We start from the raw sequence: 19,325 nt of genomic DNA, 5'->3' as shown, positions 1-19,325 counted from the left end.
TGTAGTTTTCGGGAGAACTGACTTCAATGCATTAATTCACGAAACATCTCAAGACACACCATTCATTTTAAATTGCTCTTAGAACATTGCTTTACAAGGATGTAGGGAATGATGACCGAACAGTTATTTCACCGGACCAGGTGTTTTTTTATTACCTGTTGTTTGCTCTTGAGTATCTTGCCAATTCCCGGCCAGGCAGATCCACAGTCATCAGTAACGATCGTAAGTGACAGACCCCACCTTCGAGTCGGTCTCCCCGGTTTCAGTTTTCCTCCCTATATTTTCGTTACCGAGAATAAAGAAGCCTCCCCTGGCACCCGCACATCGACAACGACAGAAACTCAGGTTGATGGGTTGCTAATTGAGGTCCTCGACCAGGTCGCCAAACATGCCGATTTTACCTACGAGATTACGTTTTATTCGACTTATAACGAGGTCGTCACAGCCTTTAAAGCCGGTGAATTGGACCTCCTCCCCGGAGTAACCTCCACGTTCAGCCGCCAACAATATATGGCATTCAGCGAACCGATGTTTTCAATACGGCGGGGAGTGATCACCAAGCAACAACCGGTTAATCAGTTTCAGGAATTAACCGGCAAGAAAATTGCCGTAGAGCAAGGCTTTGCCCTGATGGAGCTGTTACCCAGCCTGATGCCGAAAACAACCTTAGTTCCCGTCAGCAACAGCCTGCAAGCCATTGAAGCAGTCCGGCAGTCCAAAGCCGATGGCTATATCGGCGATGCCGTCGTCTTATCCGACCTGCTCCGGCAACATAACGATCCTTCACTGGAACTGTCGATCCTTCCCGGCCTACCGACCAACCATTTACATTTCGCAACTCAAAAGGGTAAGCACAAACTGCTAAGCAGGATCAATTTCGCCTTGGAAGACATAAAAAGTCAAAGCCTGACAGCGATTTATAACCAATGGCTAAATCCCGGGCAAATCAATATGTTCACGAACTATGGACAGCTTCGCCTCAGCCCGGAAGAAAGAAGCTGGTTAGACAAAAATCCCTACATCACCATTGGCGTTCATCGTGACTGGGCGCCCTATGACTATATAAATGTCGATAAGATCCATTCCGGCCTAACAGCAGATTTACTGAATATCATCAGTAATGAACTGGGTGTTAAGTTTGAGATCAGCAGCAAAAGAACCTACTCGGAGCTCAATCGAGCTTTTCATGACGGTGAGCTAATGATGCTCTCTGCACTGCCTGAAACACCGACTCAAGACAAGTTGATGTACTTTTCAACTCCATACGTTGACGAGCCCTGGGTACTGTTTGCACCCGCCGAGGAAGGGATCGACTCCCTGCTTAACAACAGCAAGCTCACTGTCGGCATCATTGCCGATACTTCAGGCTCGGAACTGCTCTCTGATTTTTGTAGCAATTGCTCGTCGGTCTCGTACATCAATCAGGTATCGGCCTTTCAGGCCTTGCAGAAGGAAGAGGTCGACCGCGTGCTGACCTCGCTGCACCACGCCTCCCCGCTGCTACAATCGGACTACCTCGGCCAGTTTAAAATGGTCGGTCAGATCGAAGATAAAAACCTCGTTCCCTTGCATTTTGCGGTAAATTTTCGCCAGCCAATATTACTCAACATCATCAACAAGGCACTCGATTCTATACCGCAAGAAGAATTGACCCGGCTTGAGAACAAATGGCTGACCTTTGAATATCAGGAAGGATTAGCCCCCAAGGAGGTCGCGAAATGGGCCGGCATCATAACATTACTGGTGCTGACGGTGATCATTACCATCACCTGGTGGAACCGTAAAATGGCCGAGGAGATTTTACAGCGGAAAACGGCCGAGAAACGCGCCAAGCGAGCCGAACGGCGCCTGCAACACCTAGCTGACAACCTCGACGGTGTCGTATTACAGCATGTTCAGCCCGACCCGGAACAGCCTCTAAACATCCAATACACCTTTGTCAGTGCGGGCGTTAAAGATCTGCTGGGGGTTTCAGCCACCTCTATCAAGCTCCACCCCGAACACCTGCTCAATCTGCTCGATGACGTTGATATGCCCGCACTTAAACTGAGTATGCGTGAGGCAACTAAGCAAGGTCACTGGGATAGCGAACAAAAACTGAAATACCACAGAGGCCAGCTAAAGTGGATACAGTTCAAGAGCCGTGTCACCCCCCATGAAGAAGGCGGATTTTACTGGAATACGGTTGTCACCGACATTTCCCTGCTAAAACAACAACAACTCGCTCTGGAACATGCGAGACAAAAAGCAGAAATCGCTACAGCCGCAAAATCACAGTTTCTCGCCACAATCAGCCATGAGGTACGTACTCCCATCAGCGGTATTCTGGGTCTACTCGAGTTGATGGCGGACCAACCCCTCAATGATGAGCTTGTTAATCTGCATGGCGGCCTGACCCAATCGGCTAGAAATATGCTCCACATCGTCAATGACGTTCTGGATTATTCAAAAATCGAAGCCGGAAAACTGGAGCTAAATCCAACCAATATCAAGCTCGGCAAAGTGCTGGCTCGTATCATCCAGCCTCAATCCATTCATGCTCAGCAAAAGAACCTGGCCTTTAAATACTGGCAGGATCCCAGGTTGGCTGACTGGTTGCTCGCTGACGATATTCGCCTCCACCAGATCCTTAATAACTTCCTAAACAATGCGGTCAAATTTACCGAACAAGGCACGATCGGGCTGGCTGTTGATGTACTCAGCCCGGTTGATTCTGAGCTCTCTTCCGGGAAACAAACAATACGCTTTACCGTCAGCGACACGGGTATAGGTATCTCACCGGAACAACAAAAGAACCTGTTCAAGCCATTTGAGCAAGCCGATCAAAGCACCAGCAGACGGTTTGGCGGCACGGGGCTGGGACTCGCGATAGCGCGCAAACTGGTCGAACAGATGGATGGGACTATCCAACTCAACAGCCAAGTAGGCAAAGGGAGTGAGTTCAGTATCACAGTAACTCTTCCATTGGGTGAGCCGGAGCCTGAACACAGTCCTTCTCATGCGGCAGACGATACTGATATACCAGCCCCTATGACTAGCGGCTGCAGTCTCATTATCGGCTATTTTATGCAGCGGGAAGCCCTGTACCGCTACCTGCAGCACCTGCAACTCACCCCGGTCATCGTTACTGCCAAGTACCTTCAAGAATTGGAAAACGAAGCGGACAAACACCAGCCCAGACATATCTTTATTGCCATGTCGATCTGGCAGCAGCTTCAGCTCAATGACCAATGGCTGGAAGAACACTTGCCGGACGTCAACATTATTATCATCAACCAGAACCCGATGCTCTCTCCGGAACCTCTCGGAGAGCAGTGGTGTCTGTCTGTCAATCCACTCCTTCCAGACAACCTGCGGCATGTTCTTACCATGCCGGTGAGTAGCATGCAGAATAGACTCATCGAGCTTGTTGAGTCCGAAAACTGGACGGAGAGCCGGGAATCTGCCGAGGCCAACGGGCGGCTGATCCTCGTCGCCGAAGATCACCCCGTCAACCAGCAGGTTATATCCAAGCAACTGAAGAAGATTGGCCTCCATGCCAACATCGTTGACAACGGTGTCCTTGCGCTAGAAGCGATGAAGCACCGCCGCTATGGACTGCTGCTCACCGACTGCCATATGCCTGAGATGGACGGATATACCCTCTCAGCCACAATTCGACAACAAGAACGTCGCGCCACTGACACTGACAACGACAGCGAACTGACACATGAACAACTCATCATGGAATTCGGACCGACCATTAGCCATTCCTACCAACAAATGCATGTCGGACACAGCGTCAAAGGACTCCCCAACTCAGGACTTCCTATCATCGCCCTGACAGCAAATGCGATTCAGGGAGAGGACAGCCATTGTTTTGAAATGGGTATGAGTGACTTTCTAGTTAAACCTGTCTCAATAGCCAAACTCAAACAGGTTCTGCTGAAATGGCTTAACGCAAACCCAGTGACACCGATGAACACAAAAGAGCAAGGCCAAGACGATGATAGCCACAGTGCCAGCGAATTCCTCGATCTGTTCAGCGCTGTCGACCAACAGCTTGACGACGATGATCTGCAAGCGTCTCTGGACGCTCCCCCTCGGAAAGCTAGCAACGCAGATAATATCAACCAAAATGAAAAGTCATCGTCAGCAATACTCGACGAACAAAAGATCCTGTTGCTATTTGAAGACCAGGAGGTGGTCAGTCAACTTATGGAGGAATTTAAGCACAACCACCAGCAAGATTTCAGACTGCTGAATGAGGCAATCGAGCAAGATGACCAGCAAGCAATAAAAACCATTGCCCACCGAATGAAAGGCGCCTCCCAGATGCTGGAGTGCGACACGCTGGCAATACCTTTGGCGGCAATTGAAAAAGAAGCAGAACGCGAACAATTCAGCGCCGACAATACTGCTTATGTCACTTTAAAGGAAATAACAGCCGAGTTGTTAGAAGAAAACCCTGAAGAACATTACAGTAAAACACTAACTGAACCTTAGCCTATACCTTGAACTTGACCGCGGTGGATTACCGCGGTCACAAAAGAACCCCTGAAATTGATTTACGGTACGCCTCCTATACTGCTGCTATTAGGCATCGCTACGTTCGATAATCCGCTGCAGACGAGGACGACTGATTTTGAGGATCTCGCAGGCACGTCCCTTATGTCCTTCAACGCTTTCCAAAATCCGGAGTACATGCTGATACTCAATGTCCTGCAGGCTTTGAGCGGTAACATCCGCAACGGGTTCTTCCCCACCTCCCAAATCAGGGGCAATATCAGCGAATAAATCCAGGGTAAGGATTTCACCCGGGCACAGTGCAACGGCTTTGGTTAAAACATTTTCCAGCTCTCTTACATTACCCGGCCAGTCATAGGCGCACAGCGCTGCCATTGCATCCTGTGCCACTTTGCTGACTTTGGTGCCCAAGTCCCGGTTTGCACGAGCTAACAAGGCCGGGATCAGGTCATTCAGATCTTCCCGCCGTTCTCTCAAGGGCGGAAGGTGGATCCGCACAACCTGCAGCCGGTAGAACAGATCTTCGCGGAAGGTTTTATCTTTAATTGCTTGCTCAAAATCAAGATTAGTCGCTGTAATAATGCGCGCATTAGTCTTGTAGGCGAGCTTACTGCCCAGCGGAGTAAACTCCTTCTCCTGCAGTACACGCAGTAGCTTCGCCTGAATAGGGAGAGCCAGCTCACCCACTTCATCTAAAAACAAAGTACCGTTGTTTGCCAGTTCAAATTTACCCGGCTGATCGGACACCGCACCAGTGAACGCCCCTTTCTTGTGGCCGAACATTTCTGATTCCAATAATGTCTCGACCAACGCGGCGCAGTTTATAGCAACAAAGGGGGCGCTATCGGGCCTACCAGCCTGATGAATCGCCCTGGCTACCATCTCTTTTCCCGTCCCCGACTCGCCAGTGATCATAACCGATGCATTCGTTAATGCGACCCGGCCAATGGTTTTATAGATTTCTTTCATTGCATGGGAAGAGCCAACCATAGAATGGCCCATGCTTTCAGGAATAGCGACGGCAGGCTGCTGGCTGGAAACCTGATACTGTAAGGCTACGGTCACCGCGGAATCGAGTTCATCAAGATCAATCGGCTTATGAATATACTCGTCTGCCCCGCGCTGCATGGCCTCAATCGTACTTTCCATATCGTGAAAGGCTGTGATCATGATGATCCGAGCATCCGGGCACAGCGCCTTGAAGTCAGCAATACCTTCCAAGCCTGATTTACCTTCCATACGAATATCCAACACAATCACATTAGGCTGGAAATTCCGGGCAATCGCTACCCCGTCATCGACACAATGGGCAATTTCAACTTCATGGTCCTGAGACTGAAAATGCAACTGAAGTGTGCGGCTGATCCCTTGATCATCATCGACAATTAACAACTTGCTCATAGCAGCTTAGTGAATCCTTTCATTATTGTTATAACTGGCCGGTGCAACCGGAAGCTGAATACGGGAGCGTGTTCCCTGCCATATACTATCTTTTTGATTCAATGGCTTAATACTTATCTTTCCTTCATGGCTGTCGATAATCCGCTTCACTATCGCCAACCCCAGTCCGGTCCCTTTTGCCTTGGTTGTAAAGAAAGGCTCAAAGACTTTCTCGGTCAGACACGGATCAATAGCCGGACCGTTATTATCAATGTCCACCAATAGCTGTGTGCCGACGTCCGTCATCATAATATTAGTCGCGACCTTCACACACGGAGACTGATTTTCAGTTGATTCTGCCGCCTGTATCGCATTGACCATAATATTCTGCAGCGCCTGACGCAATTTCACCGGATCGGCATAGACGGTCGGCAGGTTGGGTTGGAAAGAGATATCCAATGCCACCCCTTTCTCCTTCGCTAATTTCTGCTGGGTCAAAGTAACCAGCTCCACCAGTTTATTGAGATCCAGCCAGTCCGGCTTAAATTGATCCGGGCGTGAATAAGTCATCAGATCTTCCAGGATGGCTTCCATATACCGCACCTGATCCAGCGAAATCGCCGACAGTTCATCCTGTTCTTTACGGGCATAAATCTGCAACGCCATTTTTATCGAGCTCAACGGGTTTCGCAGATCATGGGCGATCATATTGACCACCTTGCCAACAGCTGCCAGCTTCTCATGTTGGATCCGCTCTCGCATCTGTCGCTCGACCTCCCCGGCCAGACGCTTTTCTTCTGTGATATCCTGCTTGACCGCCACATAGTAGAGCGCCTGCCCTTCGATATTTTTTACCGGCGAAATGCGTGCCCGCTCCCAGTACATCTCGCCATTTTTCTTCCGGTTGTGAAACTCACCGCACCACTCACGACCGTCTTGCAGTGCCAGCCACAACGCTTGATAGCTATCCTCAGGCATCTCTCCGGACTGCAAGAATTTAGGCGTTCGCCCCATCACCTCGTCAATCCCGTAACCTGTTAGTTCGCAAAACACCGGATTGACATAAACAATCCGCCCGGAGACATCGGTGATCATCACTGAGTTCTGGCTTTGCTCAACGGCATGGCTCAATCGCTGCAGCTCATCTTTTGTCATCTGCTGTTCGGTTACATCTTCACCGACAAAGGTCACGGCATCAGCCTGCCCCTGGTGAATGCGGGAAAAAGTCGATGTCCATGACAAAATATGGATTTCCCCGGACTGACTTTGCACCACGCCTTCGGCACGAGGCTGATCGGTTCCTTGCTCCAGCGCCTGTGTTAATGCTTTAGCGGCCTGAGGTTGCAGCTCTTTGGGAGTGAAGGTTTTCACCCAGTTTTTACCGATGACCTCTTCACGTTGGTAACCCACCATATTGAGGAAAAAATCATTGCAGAACACCACCCGCCCCTCGGCATTTACCGATACGGCAGCTAGCTGAATGTTTTCCAGAATATGACGAAACTGCTGCTCGTAACGTTGTTTCTGGCGCAATATTCTGGCCTGTAGCCGGTATCGGCTAAATACCACCGCAAGCAATAACAGCAAAGCTAACGCGGCGATATAAAGCCATAGATACCTATCCGTAAAAGCTATCCGCGCCAGATTCATACGCTGTTCGGGGAATACCGAAATGATTGTCCAGTTGCCGTTGCTGGCTGTATCGGTTTGGGTAAAGGTAAAAAAGCTCTCTCCCAGTTGTAGCTGGCCCGTATGCTCACGGTTTATCAGTCCAAGCACCTGAGGATCGACCGCGCCCTCGGGGTTAAAGCTGAATGCTGACTCACTGCTGCTGGCTGGCTGGATCACCGCTACCCCCTCGGGGTTTAAGATAAACAGATGTTGAATGAACGTTGGGGAAATAGTCAGTAGCTTATCAATCAGCTGTCTGGCTTTGTAGTTCAGTACCACAACGCCAATTCGCTGTTGATCACGGTCGAATACCGATGCCCCGACTCGAATAGTCGGATTTAACGGTTGCTGGATTTTACCGCCTTCGACATTCAGATCCATCGGTGAGATATAGACCTTGTCCGGCGCCAATTCGACACTACGCTGAAAATAATATCGCCGGGATTTATTTTGCAGGTGCTGCTCGTCAACTGCATGGATCCGGTTATCCACGTTGTTAACACGTACTATTTCCCTACCAGAAGTATCAATAAATCGAACTTGATCGTAACTAGATTGGTTACTGGCCAGTTGGATGAAATAGTCAGTCAGATTAGCTTTAAACCGTGCGGCAGGGATATCGGCTTGTTTTCCGGCCATATACGAAAGCAGCTTGGCATCTGACGACATACTGCTCAAGCTATCGTCGAGCACTTCTTCTATCAGCTCGACGATCACTCGTTCGTTATGCAGGGCATATTGCTGCTCGTTATGGACACTCAAAAAATAATGGACCAGCATCAGTCCCAGAATAGCCATCCAGCCCGGGATCAACCATAGCAGCAACTCGGTATAAAACTGGCGTTGTTTCACGAAGTGACGCGGCGCATCCAGTTCGTCCATACCCATTCCCTTGTGCGTTATTGATAATAATCATACCAAAGCCGTTACACATTGAAGGGTTGGCATATTAATTTCGTGACCCATCGTGGACTTAAGTATGCAGCTTAGGCGTATAACGTTTACGAAATACGCCATAAGTGAATAAAAACTATGACAATAGCCCGCCTGCCAGCTTTATCGCCAGGGGCTGGCGATGGTCATCCAGGTCTGGGAGTAATCCCGCCAGTTTACCCAGCACCTCTTCTTTGCTGTGACGAAGAGACGACACGGCAATCTCGTTTACCTCATCATTGCTGATAGCGGCCTCAAGCAGAATATCGAGATGTGACTTAAGATCAATATCTGCAAGCAGCTTCAATGCTAGCTTGCGGATACCTCCCGCAGGATCCTGCAACGCCTTGGCAAGAGCCGCATTTAAGGTCGGGCGATCTTGCTGCCTAACGGTATGGGTGGCAAGTTGCTGTTCAATGGCCATCAGACTGCAAATTCGGACATGTTCATTCTGATCGCGAGTCCCCTGCAATAATAATGGCAACGCCTTAGCCATAGGCATCTTGGCCAGATACCGGGTTGCGGCCTGCTTGGTGACGTTATCGCCGTGATAGAGGGTGTTCGCAGCCGCCCCGATCGCATTTTTGATTTCAGGAACGGAAACTGTATCAGCCAGACGTGCCAACGAACCGAAGATCTCAACCTGCTCGCTTGGCTCCGCGCCCAATAGGGATTCAATCAGCAAGGGAACAGCTGCTGGCTGCTCGCTGCTTCCCAATGCCCGCATTGCGAGGAGTTTGTTTCCCAGTTGCGGTAATTTGGCAACTTTCTTGCGATTTAGCTCTAACTTGTCCGAGGTATCAAAGTGATCACGCACTATCTCAGTGTAATCGGTATAGTCATCAGGCAGTTCTTCGATCATATCAAGCACATGCTGTTCCGGGGCTTGTTCTTCTTTCGGGCTGTTCAACATCGCCTCAACATTGGTTTGCTGAATCGCCGCCAGCGTCGAGGTCGGGGTCGCTGCTGGCAAATCGTCTTCAGCCAAAGCCGAAAACTTTTCTTCATGGGCGACAAGCAGTTGTTCCAACTCCAGAATGTCAGAAGCTGGTTCTGGGCTTGATTCTGAGCTTGGCCCAGCAGCTTCTGCTGATGCCGTCTCTTCTGCCTTACGGTTACCGCTTTCCTGAACGCTCTCATCAGTGTCCAGTTGATAGACCGGTATCAGTTCCCCTTTGGCTGCTAAACCCAAAACAAGCTCACGGAGATATTGATGGCCTGTAGAAGAAGAGATGCGTGCGAGCAAATCCAATGCTGCCTGACGCAATACCCCATCATTCTGCTCATCGTTAACGATATATTGCATCACCGGGTATACGGCAGACAAAAAGGCGTCCCGCTGACAAACCAATTTACTGAGCAGGCGAATATAGTCAGCCCGTAACGACACCGGCAACGTCGTCCGTTCTACATGTTTGAGGCAGCGCTGAACGGCCAGCTCACTATATACATCTACATCGCCCTCATACTTTATTGAAGCAAAAAAGTCAGCCGCCGCATACACCACTGCCGGGTCGTCATGGTGTAACTGCTCAGCAATCCATTCTAGGCATTCAGAGTCGGGCGCGTCGACATGACAAGCCATCAGCGCAAGAATCGTCGACAAAGCAGCACCGGGCGCTTTTTGTGCCAAGAAATACAGCTTGGCCTGCGACAACTTATCCAGCTCTCCCATCATATCCAGCCCTGCTTCGACCGCCTCTCGAACTCTTTGATCTTGATCGCACAGACGAAGCACTATATCCCATTGATACTCAACAGCCTTGCGACGGCAAAGCGCCTCAACAGCAGCTCTTCGGATCTCTGGATCTTCATCTGACATTGCTTTGAACAGTTGAATGGTTGCGATTTTGCTATCACTTTGAGCCAATGCACGGATCAGCTTACGCCGGGTCATCACTCTGCCAGTCTGATATCTGTCAGTCAGCCATTGCGGGGAGACCAGAGCGATGCCGTAGTAAAGCGCCGATTCTAGCTCCGGTTCCGGCTCATCCTCCAGCAACTGGAAAAATAGCCGAACTGTCTCCTCGTCGGGCTTTTTGGCCAGTAGCTGTACCGCTTTTAGCTGGATATCCCACCAATCGTCCCAGTCGGAACTCAATCCCCAGTCATCGCCTTCCGGCCTGCCGCTGGCAAAACTCATCAAAATCGTTGTGATTCTCGCCTGTTCCGGCCCCCCGGCTTGTGCCGACAAAGCTTCCAGCGCTGCCAGTCGAGCATCACTTTCCGGGTGGTGAAGTGCAACATCCTCAAGCGCATCAATATCTCCGACAGCCAGCTTCGCCAGGGCATCTGCGGCATCAACCACGACATCCGGATCGGAGTGATAAAGGCATGTATTCAGACTGGGAGCTGCGTCGGTGATCCTCGCTTGACCGACAGCCTGGGCACTGTAACAGCGCTGGGCTTCATCTCCCTGCTCCAACAATTGCAGCAACTGATTAATCGCGAGCTGGTATCCACTGTTTATTATTTGTGTTGATTCGTGGTTTGGCATCATCTTCTCCACTCAGGCTAGCTGTATGTATCCATACGTTTTAGCGAGTAAAGCAGTTTTCATGCCATGCCCTTAAACAACCCATAAGATAATTAAGTCTTTTATATCAATATCTTATCTATCATCGCTATTCCTTGTTCTTATTTACGGCTTTATTAATTGAACGTTTCGTTCACTTCTCTATTAACGAGTTAAACGAAACGTTCAGTTTTCACACTGTGACAAGCGTCAAGTAACCGTATAACTAATTGTAATTTAAGCATTAATTTCAACAATAAAAGTTGGCTTGGTTTGTGTATACCCCTTTTTTGCTAACAGATTTTTTTAAGCACTTGGAACTGGAAGCTAAGGAGCACAACAATGAACAAAACGCTGATCCTTGCCGCTGCCGCCAGTCTCTCATTTTCAGCCTGGGCCCAGAATGACAACAATACGTTTGGCCCGCTACCACAGCTGAAAATAGATACGGCAAAAGCCGAGCTCGGTAAACGTCTGTTTTTCGATGCCCGTCTATCTGGCGACAGTATGATGTCATGCGCATCATGCCACCAGCCAGAAAGCGGCTTCGCCCACTCGGATGCCCTGGGTCCGGCCTATATCGGAAGCAAAGGCTTTCGTAACGTGCCGACCCTGATCAACAGCGCCTACAAGAAAACATGGTTTCATGATGGCCGGATCGGTACCAACTTGAACGACGTTACCCGTGAGATGATCACTGAAGACTGGCTGATGAACATGGACATGCGCCTGATGCAGGAACGCATCAAGCAAGATCCCGTTTATATCGAAATGTTCAAAAAAGCCGGGTACGGCGAGCCCTCCAACGGCTCGGTACGCAAAGCGATTCCGGAATATCTGAAAACACTGACATCGAGTACCACAGCCTATGACAGCGGAAAAATGAGTGCCGAGGCGAAAAAAGGCTTTGAGCTGTTCAAGGGGAAAGCGGGATGTTCACAGTGCCACAACGGGCCATTATTCTCTGACGGTACCCCTTACAATACCGGTGTCCCCGAGAACTTCGAGATCTTCCGCGATCCAATGCGTCACCAGACCTTCATTGCCTTCAATATGTTCATGGGCAACGAAAACTATATGAACCTCAAACGCGATGTCGGTGCCCATGTCCAAAGCCACAAGGCCGACGGCTCCGATCTCGGCAAATTCATGACCCCGACCCTGCGTGAACTGAAATACACGGCCCCTTACATGCACAACGGTATGCTGACCACGCTGGACGACGTAGTGGCGTTCTATAACGCTGGCGGCGGCGAAGACAGCAACAAAGACTCACGCCTGAAGCCGCTGAATCTAAGCAAGCAGGAACAGCAATCGCTGGTCGCCTTCCTCACGGCACTATCAGGCAAGCCACTCACGAGTGAGCAGCATGTCTGGAAGACCCAGGATTACAACTACCAGCCTATCGCCGACTGGCGCAACGCGAAAAACTAAGGAGGACAAGATGAAGAAAACAATTACCTTGTCTGCATGTACGGCGACTCTGCTATTAGCCGCATCGCTACCCGCTTGCGCCCAGCAAGAAACCAGCACACCGACAGCCGAAGAAATTGCTGCGACCCTGCAGCCAGTTACCCTCGATGACATCAATTATCCGGCGCTGGCTCCGCTGGGTGCCGTGCCGACACCACCGGACAACCCGACCACTCCGGAAAAAGTCGAACTGGGCAAATTGCTCTTTTTCGATGGCCGCTTGGGCGGTGATACCTCGACACCGTGTGTAGCCTGTCACAACCCGAACCTTGGCTGGGATTTCCCTGCTGATCTCTCGCTGGGCTACCCGGGCACCGTTCACTGGCGCAACAGTCAAACCATCATCAACTCAGCCTACTACAACAAGTTTTTCTGGGCCGGTTCCAGCAAATCACTGGAAGGACAGGCCAAGAGCGCAGCCAAAGGTGGTGTTGCCGGCAACGGTGAGGACGACATGATGGAAGCTCGTCTGGCACTGGTACCGGACTACGTCGAGCGGTTTAACAATGTCTTTGGCGATAACTATCCGAAAATAAGCAACGCCTGGAAGGCGATCGCCGCCTTCGAACGCACCCTGATTCAAACCGATACCCCGCTTGATAACTACCTCAAGGGTGACAAGTCGGCACTGAGCAAGCAGCAGCTACGGGGCAAGTCCTTGTTTGAGGGCAAAGCCAAATGTATTGCCTGCCACAACGGCGCCCTGGCTTCGGATCAGAAGAACTACAACATTGGTGTGCCGACAAACTTGCGCTGGGAGTCTGATCCGCTTGCCCAGATCACCTTCCGCTACGAGTTATACGCCAAGGGCTCGAACGAGAAAATGTACCGTACCACCAAAGCCGATCCCGGGGTCTACTTCCGCGGCAAGCGCAAAGAGATGAAAGGCACCTTCCGTACCCCGAGCCTGCGTTATACCAAGTACACCGCGCCCTACATGCACAATGGTGCTATTGCAACACTGGAAGAGGTTGTCGACTTCTACAACCGCGGTGGTGTTGCCGCAGACGGTCGTAGCACCGGCTTCCCGAAAACCAAGAGTACCAAGATCAAACCTCTGGGCCTGAGCGACAAGGAAAAAGCCGATCTACTGGCATTTCTCGATGCCTTCTCAGGCGAGCGAATTGTCATGGAATACCCTCAGATCCCGCCATACCAGCGTCTATTTAGCGAAGAAGAACTTGCGGAGGCGAAAAAATGATTTTTGACCGAATGAAGCGCAAGCAAAAAAAAGAAAGCGCACAAGAACACCGTAAATGCATGATGTCCCGTCGTGAGTTCCTTATGTACTCCGGTGCTGTTGCCGGCAGTGCCAGCGTGGTCTCTGTCACCCTGTTTCCAGGGACAGCTCAGGCCCGCCAGACACAAGCCCGTGTCGTTGGCTACCCGCGGACACTGGTTGCCAAGCTCAGCGAAATGAAAACCAACGAACCGCTCTATTTCAACTATCCGGATGACGGCCCGAACTCCCGTGCCATATTGGTCAAAATGGGTGTCCAGGGTGGTGGTGGAATCGGTGACAAGCAAGATGTCGTCGCTTTTTCTCTGATGTGTACCCACCAGGGTGGTCCACTGGACGGCCAGTACAAGGTCGTTGGCGAGCACCGTGTCCTTGGCCAGTGTCCGTTCCACCTGTCGACATTTGATATGCGCCGCCACGGCATTATCGTCTCCGGTCAGGCCTATGAAAGCCTGCCACAGGTGTTGCTGGAGCAGGACGGCGACAACGTGTATGCCGTCGGCATAATGGGGCTGCTGTTTGGCCGCACCGACAACATCATCGCGATTCAGGAGGCATAATCATGACCACTAACTTCTATATCCCCGAAGATCATGCGCCGTTGCCCCCGAAAAATGCCGAGGTCATTACGACGGCCTGTGATTACTGTATCGTCGCCTGTGGCTACAAGGTCTACCGCTGGCCGCTCGAACAGCAAAACGGCGGCCAGAAAGCGGACCAGAATGCATTTGGTGTGAACTTCCCGAGTGCCCCGCTTCAGGCATGGGTCGCACCGGCACAGCACAATGTGGTGATGCACAATGGCAAACCCCACAATATCGTCATCGTCCCGGACAAGGATGCGGGCGCCGTCAACAAAACCGGTGACTCCTCAATGCGTGGCGGCCTGCTAGCGCAAAAAGTCTACAACCCGGCAACCGGGACCCGCGACCGCCTGACTCAACCGCTAGTGCGTATTGGCGGTAGCCTGCAGCCTGTCCCTTGGGAGTTTGCGCTCGATATTGCCGCTGAAGTCGGCCGCCATGTAATCGACAAACACGGCACCAACGCCTATGGAGTGAAAACCTTCTCGTACCAGTACATCGAGAATACCTACGCTATCACCAAGTATGCCCTGCGCCATGTGAATACCGCCAACTTCTCGTTCCATGACACCCCGTCAGATGTTACCTCGACACCGGGCTTCCGGGATGCTGGTTTTGACAACTTTGGTCCGAGCTATGATGACTGGGGGGCCGCCGATACCCTGATGATCTGTGGTACCGATCCGTACGAAACCAAGACCATCCTCTTTACCCAGTACATCATGCCAGCCGTACAGCGTGGCATGAAAACCGTTATGCTCAACCCACGTGAAACAGCCGGTATTGCCTACCTGAAAAAACACGGCGGTCTGCATATTGACCTCAACCCGGGTTCAGACAACCTGGTCGTCGGTGCCATCATCCGGGTGATCATGGAAAACGGCTGGCAGGACAACGAGTGGCTGCAGAACTGGGTGAACAACAAGTGGGAATCTAACTCAGGCTTCGGTCAGGGAACTCGTAATACCCCTTGGCAGTGGCGCACCACCTGGGGCAAGTTCCAGACCAACGGTTTTGAAGACTACAAGAAATGGAATCTCGCCCAGAAAGAATTCGATCCTAAGTATGCCGCCAAAATGGCCGGAATCGACGTCAACAAGATCTATCTTGCCGCCGAGATGCTGGCTAAACCGGTAGACGGCAAGCGGCCGAAAACCTCCATCGGGATTGAAAAAGGCTTCTACTGGTCAAACAATACTGGTAACACCAATGCCATTTCCGCACTGGCGACCATCATCGGCACCGGAGGCCGGGAAGGCCGTGTGATCGGTCGTTTTGGCGGCCACCAACGTGGCGGCCAGTCCGGCGGCAAGCTACCGCGCAACAAATCTCCGGAAAAAGTACCGGGACGCCGGCGCCGCTCTCTGGATACCGATCGCTATCTATACTCCGGCCATACCCGCTTTGCCCACGTCATAGGTACCACCTGGATCCAGTCGATGTGCGGCAGTCAGGGCCTGCAGAAGAAGTTCTGGGAGCTAACAACAGCCAACCCGCACCAGGTCTATAGCTATGACAAACAAGAGATTATCGACACCCTGAAAAAACGGGCTGACTCCGGTGGCATGGTCGTCATTAACCAGGATATCTACCTGCGTGACCCTATCGGTGCCAAGTTTGCCGATATCGTCTTCCCGGCAGCAACCTGGGGGGAAGCTGACTTTATGCGTGCCAATGGTGAGCGTCGCCTTCGCCTGTACCAGAAGTTCAACGATGCACCCGGACATGCACAACCTGACTGGTGGATCATTGCCCAGCTAGCTCGCCGCATGGGTTACGACGGCTTCGACTGGGAGAACTCCAACGATGTTGCCGAAGAAGCCTCGCGCTTTAGCCGCGGCAGCCGCAAAGACTTCCATATGATCAAGGTTGCCGCCCATGCCGAAGGCAAAACCCTGCATCAGAAACTCCGGGAGTTTGGTACAACGGGGATCCAGGGGCCGGTGTTCTACAACTACGATACCAAGGAGCTGGTCGGTACCAAGCGCCTGCATGATACCGAAATGACCACAGAAACTCTGATCGAGAAAGGCCTGGCTGACGGTCCTCAGGGTGCCAATGTCCTGAAGAAGCAGCTCACGGCCTTCAACAGTCAGACCGGTAAGGTCAACCTGCAGAAACACCCATGGGATCTGTTCAGTGATTTCTACGAGTGGATCCAGCCCAAAGGTGAAGAGCTGTGGTTCTCGAACGGCCGAATCAATGAGATCTGGCAATCCGGCTTCGACGATGTAGAACGCCGTGCCTATGTAATCCAGCGCTGGCCGGAAAACTGGGTTGAAATCCACCCTGATGATGCCAAGCAACGCGGGATTGAGTCAGGCGATCAGGTAATGATGTACTCAGACCGGGTGGCCAACTTCAAGGACACCATTCTGGGGGTACACGGCGATGACTTCCAATTCAGCAAGCTGATGGAAAATGGTCATATCAAGCTCGACAAGGCGGCTGTCACAGCTGTGGCTATCGTTACACCGGCTACTAAGAAAGGTACGTTGTATGCCAACATGATCGACATGCGGCAACCTTCCAACTCGCTGACAACCCGAGTCGTGGATCAGATCAGCGGTAACTACAACTACAAAATGGGTGTCGCCAATATCAGGAAGATTGGTGACTCCAAATACAAGCATGAATTCCGGGCGTTCTCGTTTGCCCCGAGGAATATTGTGTAACACCGTCAAATTCGATGTGTAGAAAATAAAAAAGGGGCTTCGGCCCCTATAACATCAGATGCCATAAGGAGGTGATACTGATCTCACCAATCTATCCACCTACTGTGCCAATTTAAAGTAATGCCGATACGGGTAGCAATGGCAGCTAGCTGCCATTGTTTACCCTCGACTGAATGCTCGCTTCAGCACGATCGAGCAGGCGTTGCATCTTATCCTGACCTCGGCGGCTCACACGCTTAAGCGCCGCCGTCCTGGCTTCCTCGATATTGTTCGACGGATCACCGACAACAATCAGTGCTACCATACCGTAACGGTGATGCACCTTACATTTGATACCGTACACACCCGGTTTGTCGAACTTGATATCCGAGACATTCTGGTAGGAGATGATAATTGGCTCGACACCCTCAGGCAGCATGCCCTGAATACTGTGCGCGGTATGGGAGCCAACCGTTCCCTCGAAGCGGACAGAGTCTCCGACATCAATAGCCACATAATCAGGAATAAACTGGTACATCGCATCCAGATCTGCAGTTTTGATATCGAACACCTGCTTGATAACTTGTGTTTCAGCCCGGACCGCCGGCGAACACACCAGCAACAGGCAAAGAAGTGGCAGTATTTTTTTCATATTGTGTGAGCTCTTTTCTTATTGTTAATGAGAACAATACACAATATCAAGCAAGTGAACCGTAACGGGGATCATTGATTCAGCAAATCTATACAATATTGAACGTCGTCAGGCGTGGCGCAGGCAATAAAAAGCCCCGACAGATATCGGGGCCCTTCTTGAGCTTAGTGTTTACGAACGGGAGAATTACTCCGCAGCCGCTTCACCGTCACGACGCTCGGCCGCTTCTTTGATCAAAGGCTGCAATTCGCCTTTCTGGAACATTTCAAGAATAATGTCACAGCCGCCAATCAACTCACCTTCAATCCATAGCTGAGGGAAAGTTGGCCACTGCGCATAGGCAGGAAGTTCTGCACGGATATCCGGGTTTTGCAGAATATCGACATACGCAAACTTCTCGCCACATGCCATTAGCGCCTGAGATGCCTGAGATGAAAAACCACAGCTAGGCAGTTTTGGCGAACCCTTCATGTACAACAGAATTGAGTTTTCAGCGATCTGTTGTTTAATTTTGTCGATGGTTTCCATAGCTTCCTCTTACGACACTTACTTATAAGTTGAATTTCACAGACATCATTCTACTTGGTCATGCCAAGGAAAAAAACGCCTAAAATCTATATGGATATTTTAAACGGCAATCTAGGCAAGTGTCTGAATGAAAAATATCACTTGAGATCCCAGCATATCCCTCTTTGAAGTGCTATTTTTTAGTAAATGGGGGTTTTAATAAAGTAAAAACTTGCTAAAATAGCTCAGCAGTCACATTATGCCTCTATACCAATGAGTATAGTGACCTAATATGATTGGTATCAGTCAGTTTCAAAACAATAAGTAGGCCGAAGTCTACTGGAAGCAATGTCGGGGGCTTGTCCCCAAAAAATCAGAATGGAGAACCGAGCAATGGCATTTGAACTACCAGCTCTACCGTACGCGATCAACGCTCTTGAGCCACACATCTCTCAGGAAACGCTTGAATACCACCACGGCAAGCACCACAACACCTATGTTGTTAAGCTAAACGGCCTGGTTGAAGGTACAGAGCTAGCTGAGAAGTCTCTGGAAGAAATCATCAAAACTTCTACTGGCGGCGTATTTAACAATGCAGCTCAAATCTGGAACCACACTTTCTACTGGCACTGCCTAAGCCCTAACGCAGGCGGTGAACCAACAGGCGAAGTGGCAGACGCAATTGTAAAAGCATTCGGTTCTTTCGAAGAATTCAAAGCGAAATTCACAGACTCAGCAATCAACAACTTCGGTTCTTCATGGACTTGGCTTGTTAAGAAAGCTGACGGCTCTCTAGACATCGTGAACACGTCTAACGCAGGTACTCCTCTAACAGAAGAAGGCGTTACTCCGCTTCTGACTGTTGACCTATGGGAGCACGCTTACTACATCGATTACCGCAACCTGCGTCCTGACTACATGAATGCGTTCTGGGCACTGGTTAACTGGGAATTCGTTGCTAAGAACCTAGCTGCCTAATTGTTAGAACATTAGACATACTTTCAAAACGCCTGCCTTTGTGCAGGCGTTTTTTATTACCTCTTCAAATAGCTTTTGCCCTCAAAACTGCTCAATCTATAACCACTATTTATCCTTCCAGCGGCCAGCCAAAACAGCGGTGAATAGGTTCGCAATATTATTGAATTCCTAACGAATTCCTGACATTTCGCCTAAAAAATAAACGTAAAAATGCCGGAGCACAGATTGAAAG

At 50.5% G+C, this 19,325-nt stretch carries 11 protein-coding genes; 6 read left to right on the top strand and 5 right to left on the bottom strand.

The features are described 5' to 3' along the window. The first annotated feature begins 108 nt into the window (after positions 1–108). Complete coding sequence (locus L4D19_RS15115; RefSeq protein ID WP_428453127.1) at positions 109–4,485, top strand: transporter substrate-binding domain-containing protein; 4,377 nt, start codon at positions 109–111, stop codon at positions 4,483–4,485. A gap of 90 nt (positions 4,486–4,575) precedes the next feature. Here L4D19_RS15115 and L4D19_RS15110 read toward each other — a convergent pair whose 3' ends face one another. The 3 genes from L4D19_RS15110 to L4D19_RS15100 form a co-directional block, all read right to left on the bottom strand. Continuing rightward, positions 4,576–5,907: a sigma-54-dependent transcriptional regulator gene (locus tag L4D19_RS15110; protein WP_428453126.1), complete on the bottom strand. Its 1,332-nt coding sequence runs from the start codon at positions 5,905–5,907 to the stop codon at positions 4,576–4,578. A gap of 6 nt (positions 5,908–5,913) precedes the next feature. Continuing rightward, complete coding sequence (locus L4D19_RS15105) at positions 5,914–8,439, bottom strand: PAS domain S-box protein (RefSeq protein ID WP_428453125.1); 2,526 nt, start codon at positions 8,437–8,439, stop codon at positions 5,914–5,916. 148 nt (positions 8,440–8,587) lie between these two features. Then, positions 8,588–10,990, bottom strand: coding sequence for a HEAT repeat domain-containing protein (locus L4D19_RS15100; protein ID WP_428453124.1), 2,403 nt, complete (start codon positions 10,988–10,990; stop codon positions 8,588–8,590). Positions 10,991–11,347: 357 nt separating this feature from the next. Between L4D19_RS15100 and L4D19_RS15095 the strand changes: the two genes are divergently transcribed. From L4D19_RS15095 to L4D19_RS15080, 4 genes are read left to right on the top strand one after another with little or no spacing between them, the layout of a single operon-like run. Further along, positions 11,348–12,439 carry a cytochrome-c peroxidase gene (locus L4D19_RS15095; protein ID WP_428453123.1) on the top strand — a complete coding sequence of 364 codons (1,092 nt, stop codon included), beginning with the start codon at positions 11,348–11,350 and terminating at the stop codon, positions 12,437–12,439. Between the two features lie 10 nt (positions 12,440–12,449). Next, positions 12,450–13,679, top strand: a complete 1,230-nt coding sequence (locus tag L4D19_RS15090; protein ID WP_428453122.1) for a cytochrome-c peroxidase — start codon at positions 12,450–12,452, stop codon at positions 13,677–13,679. A gap of 11 nt (positions 13,680–13,690) precedes the next feature. Further along, positions 13,691–14,278 (top strand): arsenate reductase (azurin) small subunit, encoded by a 588-nt coding sequence (locus L4D19_RS15085; RefSeq protein WP_425439635.1) that lies wholly within the window; start codon positions 13,691–13,693, stop codon positions 14,276–14,278. A 2-nt stretch (positions 14,279–14,280) separates the two neighbouring features. Then, entirely contained in the window at positions 14,281–16,977 is a 2,697-nt protein-coding gene (locus tag L4D19_RS15080) for a molybdopterin-dependent oxidoreductase (RefSeq protein WP_428453121.1), read from the top strand. A gap of 145 nt (positions 16,978–17,122) precedes the next feature. Here L4D19_RS15080 and L4D19_RS15075 read toward each other — a convergent pair whose 3' ends face one another. Both L4D19_RS15075 and L4D19_RS15070 read right to left on the bottom strand, forming a co-directional pair. After that, a complete protein-coding gene (locus L4D19_RS15075; protein WP_428453120.1) occupies positions 17,123–17,608 on the bottom strand; it encodes a plastocyanin/azurin family copper-binding protein in 486 nt (161 codons plus the stop codon). 186 nt (positions 17,609–17,794) lie between these two features. Further along, positions 17,795–18,136 carry a Grx4 family monothiol glutaredoxin gene (locus L4D19_RS15070; protein ID WP_075764838.1) on the bottom strand — a complete coding sequence of 114 codons (342 nt, stop codon included), beginning with the start codon at positions 18,134–18,136 and terminating at the stop codon, positions 17,795–17,797. A 372-nt stretch (positions 18,137–18,508) separates the two neighbouring features. On the opposite strand from L4D19_RS15070, the gene sodB reads away from it, so the two are divergent. Then, the gene (gene sodB, locus L4D19_RS15065) at positions 18,509–19,093 is read left to right on the top strand and encodes a superoxide dismutase [Fe] (RefSeq protein WP_075764840.1); all 585 of its coding nucleotides are present in this window, start codon (positions 18,509–18,511) and stop codon (positions 19,091–19,093) included. Positions 19,094–19,325 lie beyond the last annotated feature (232 nt).

The sequence above is a fragment of the Photobacterium kasasachensis genome (assembly GCF_050336885.1).
GTDB lineage: Bacteria > Pseudomonadota > Gammaproteobacteria > Enterobacterales > Vibrionaceae > Photobacterium > Photobacterium kasasachensis.
This window is presented reverse-complemented; position numbering and strand designations above follow the sequence as displayed.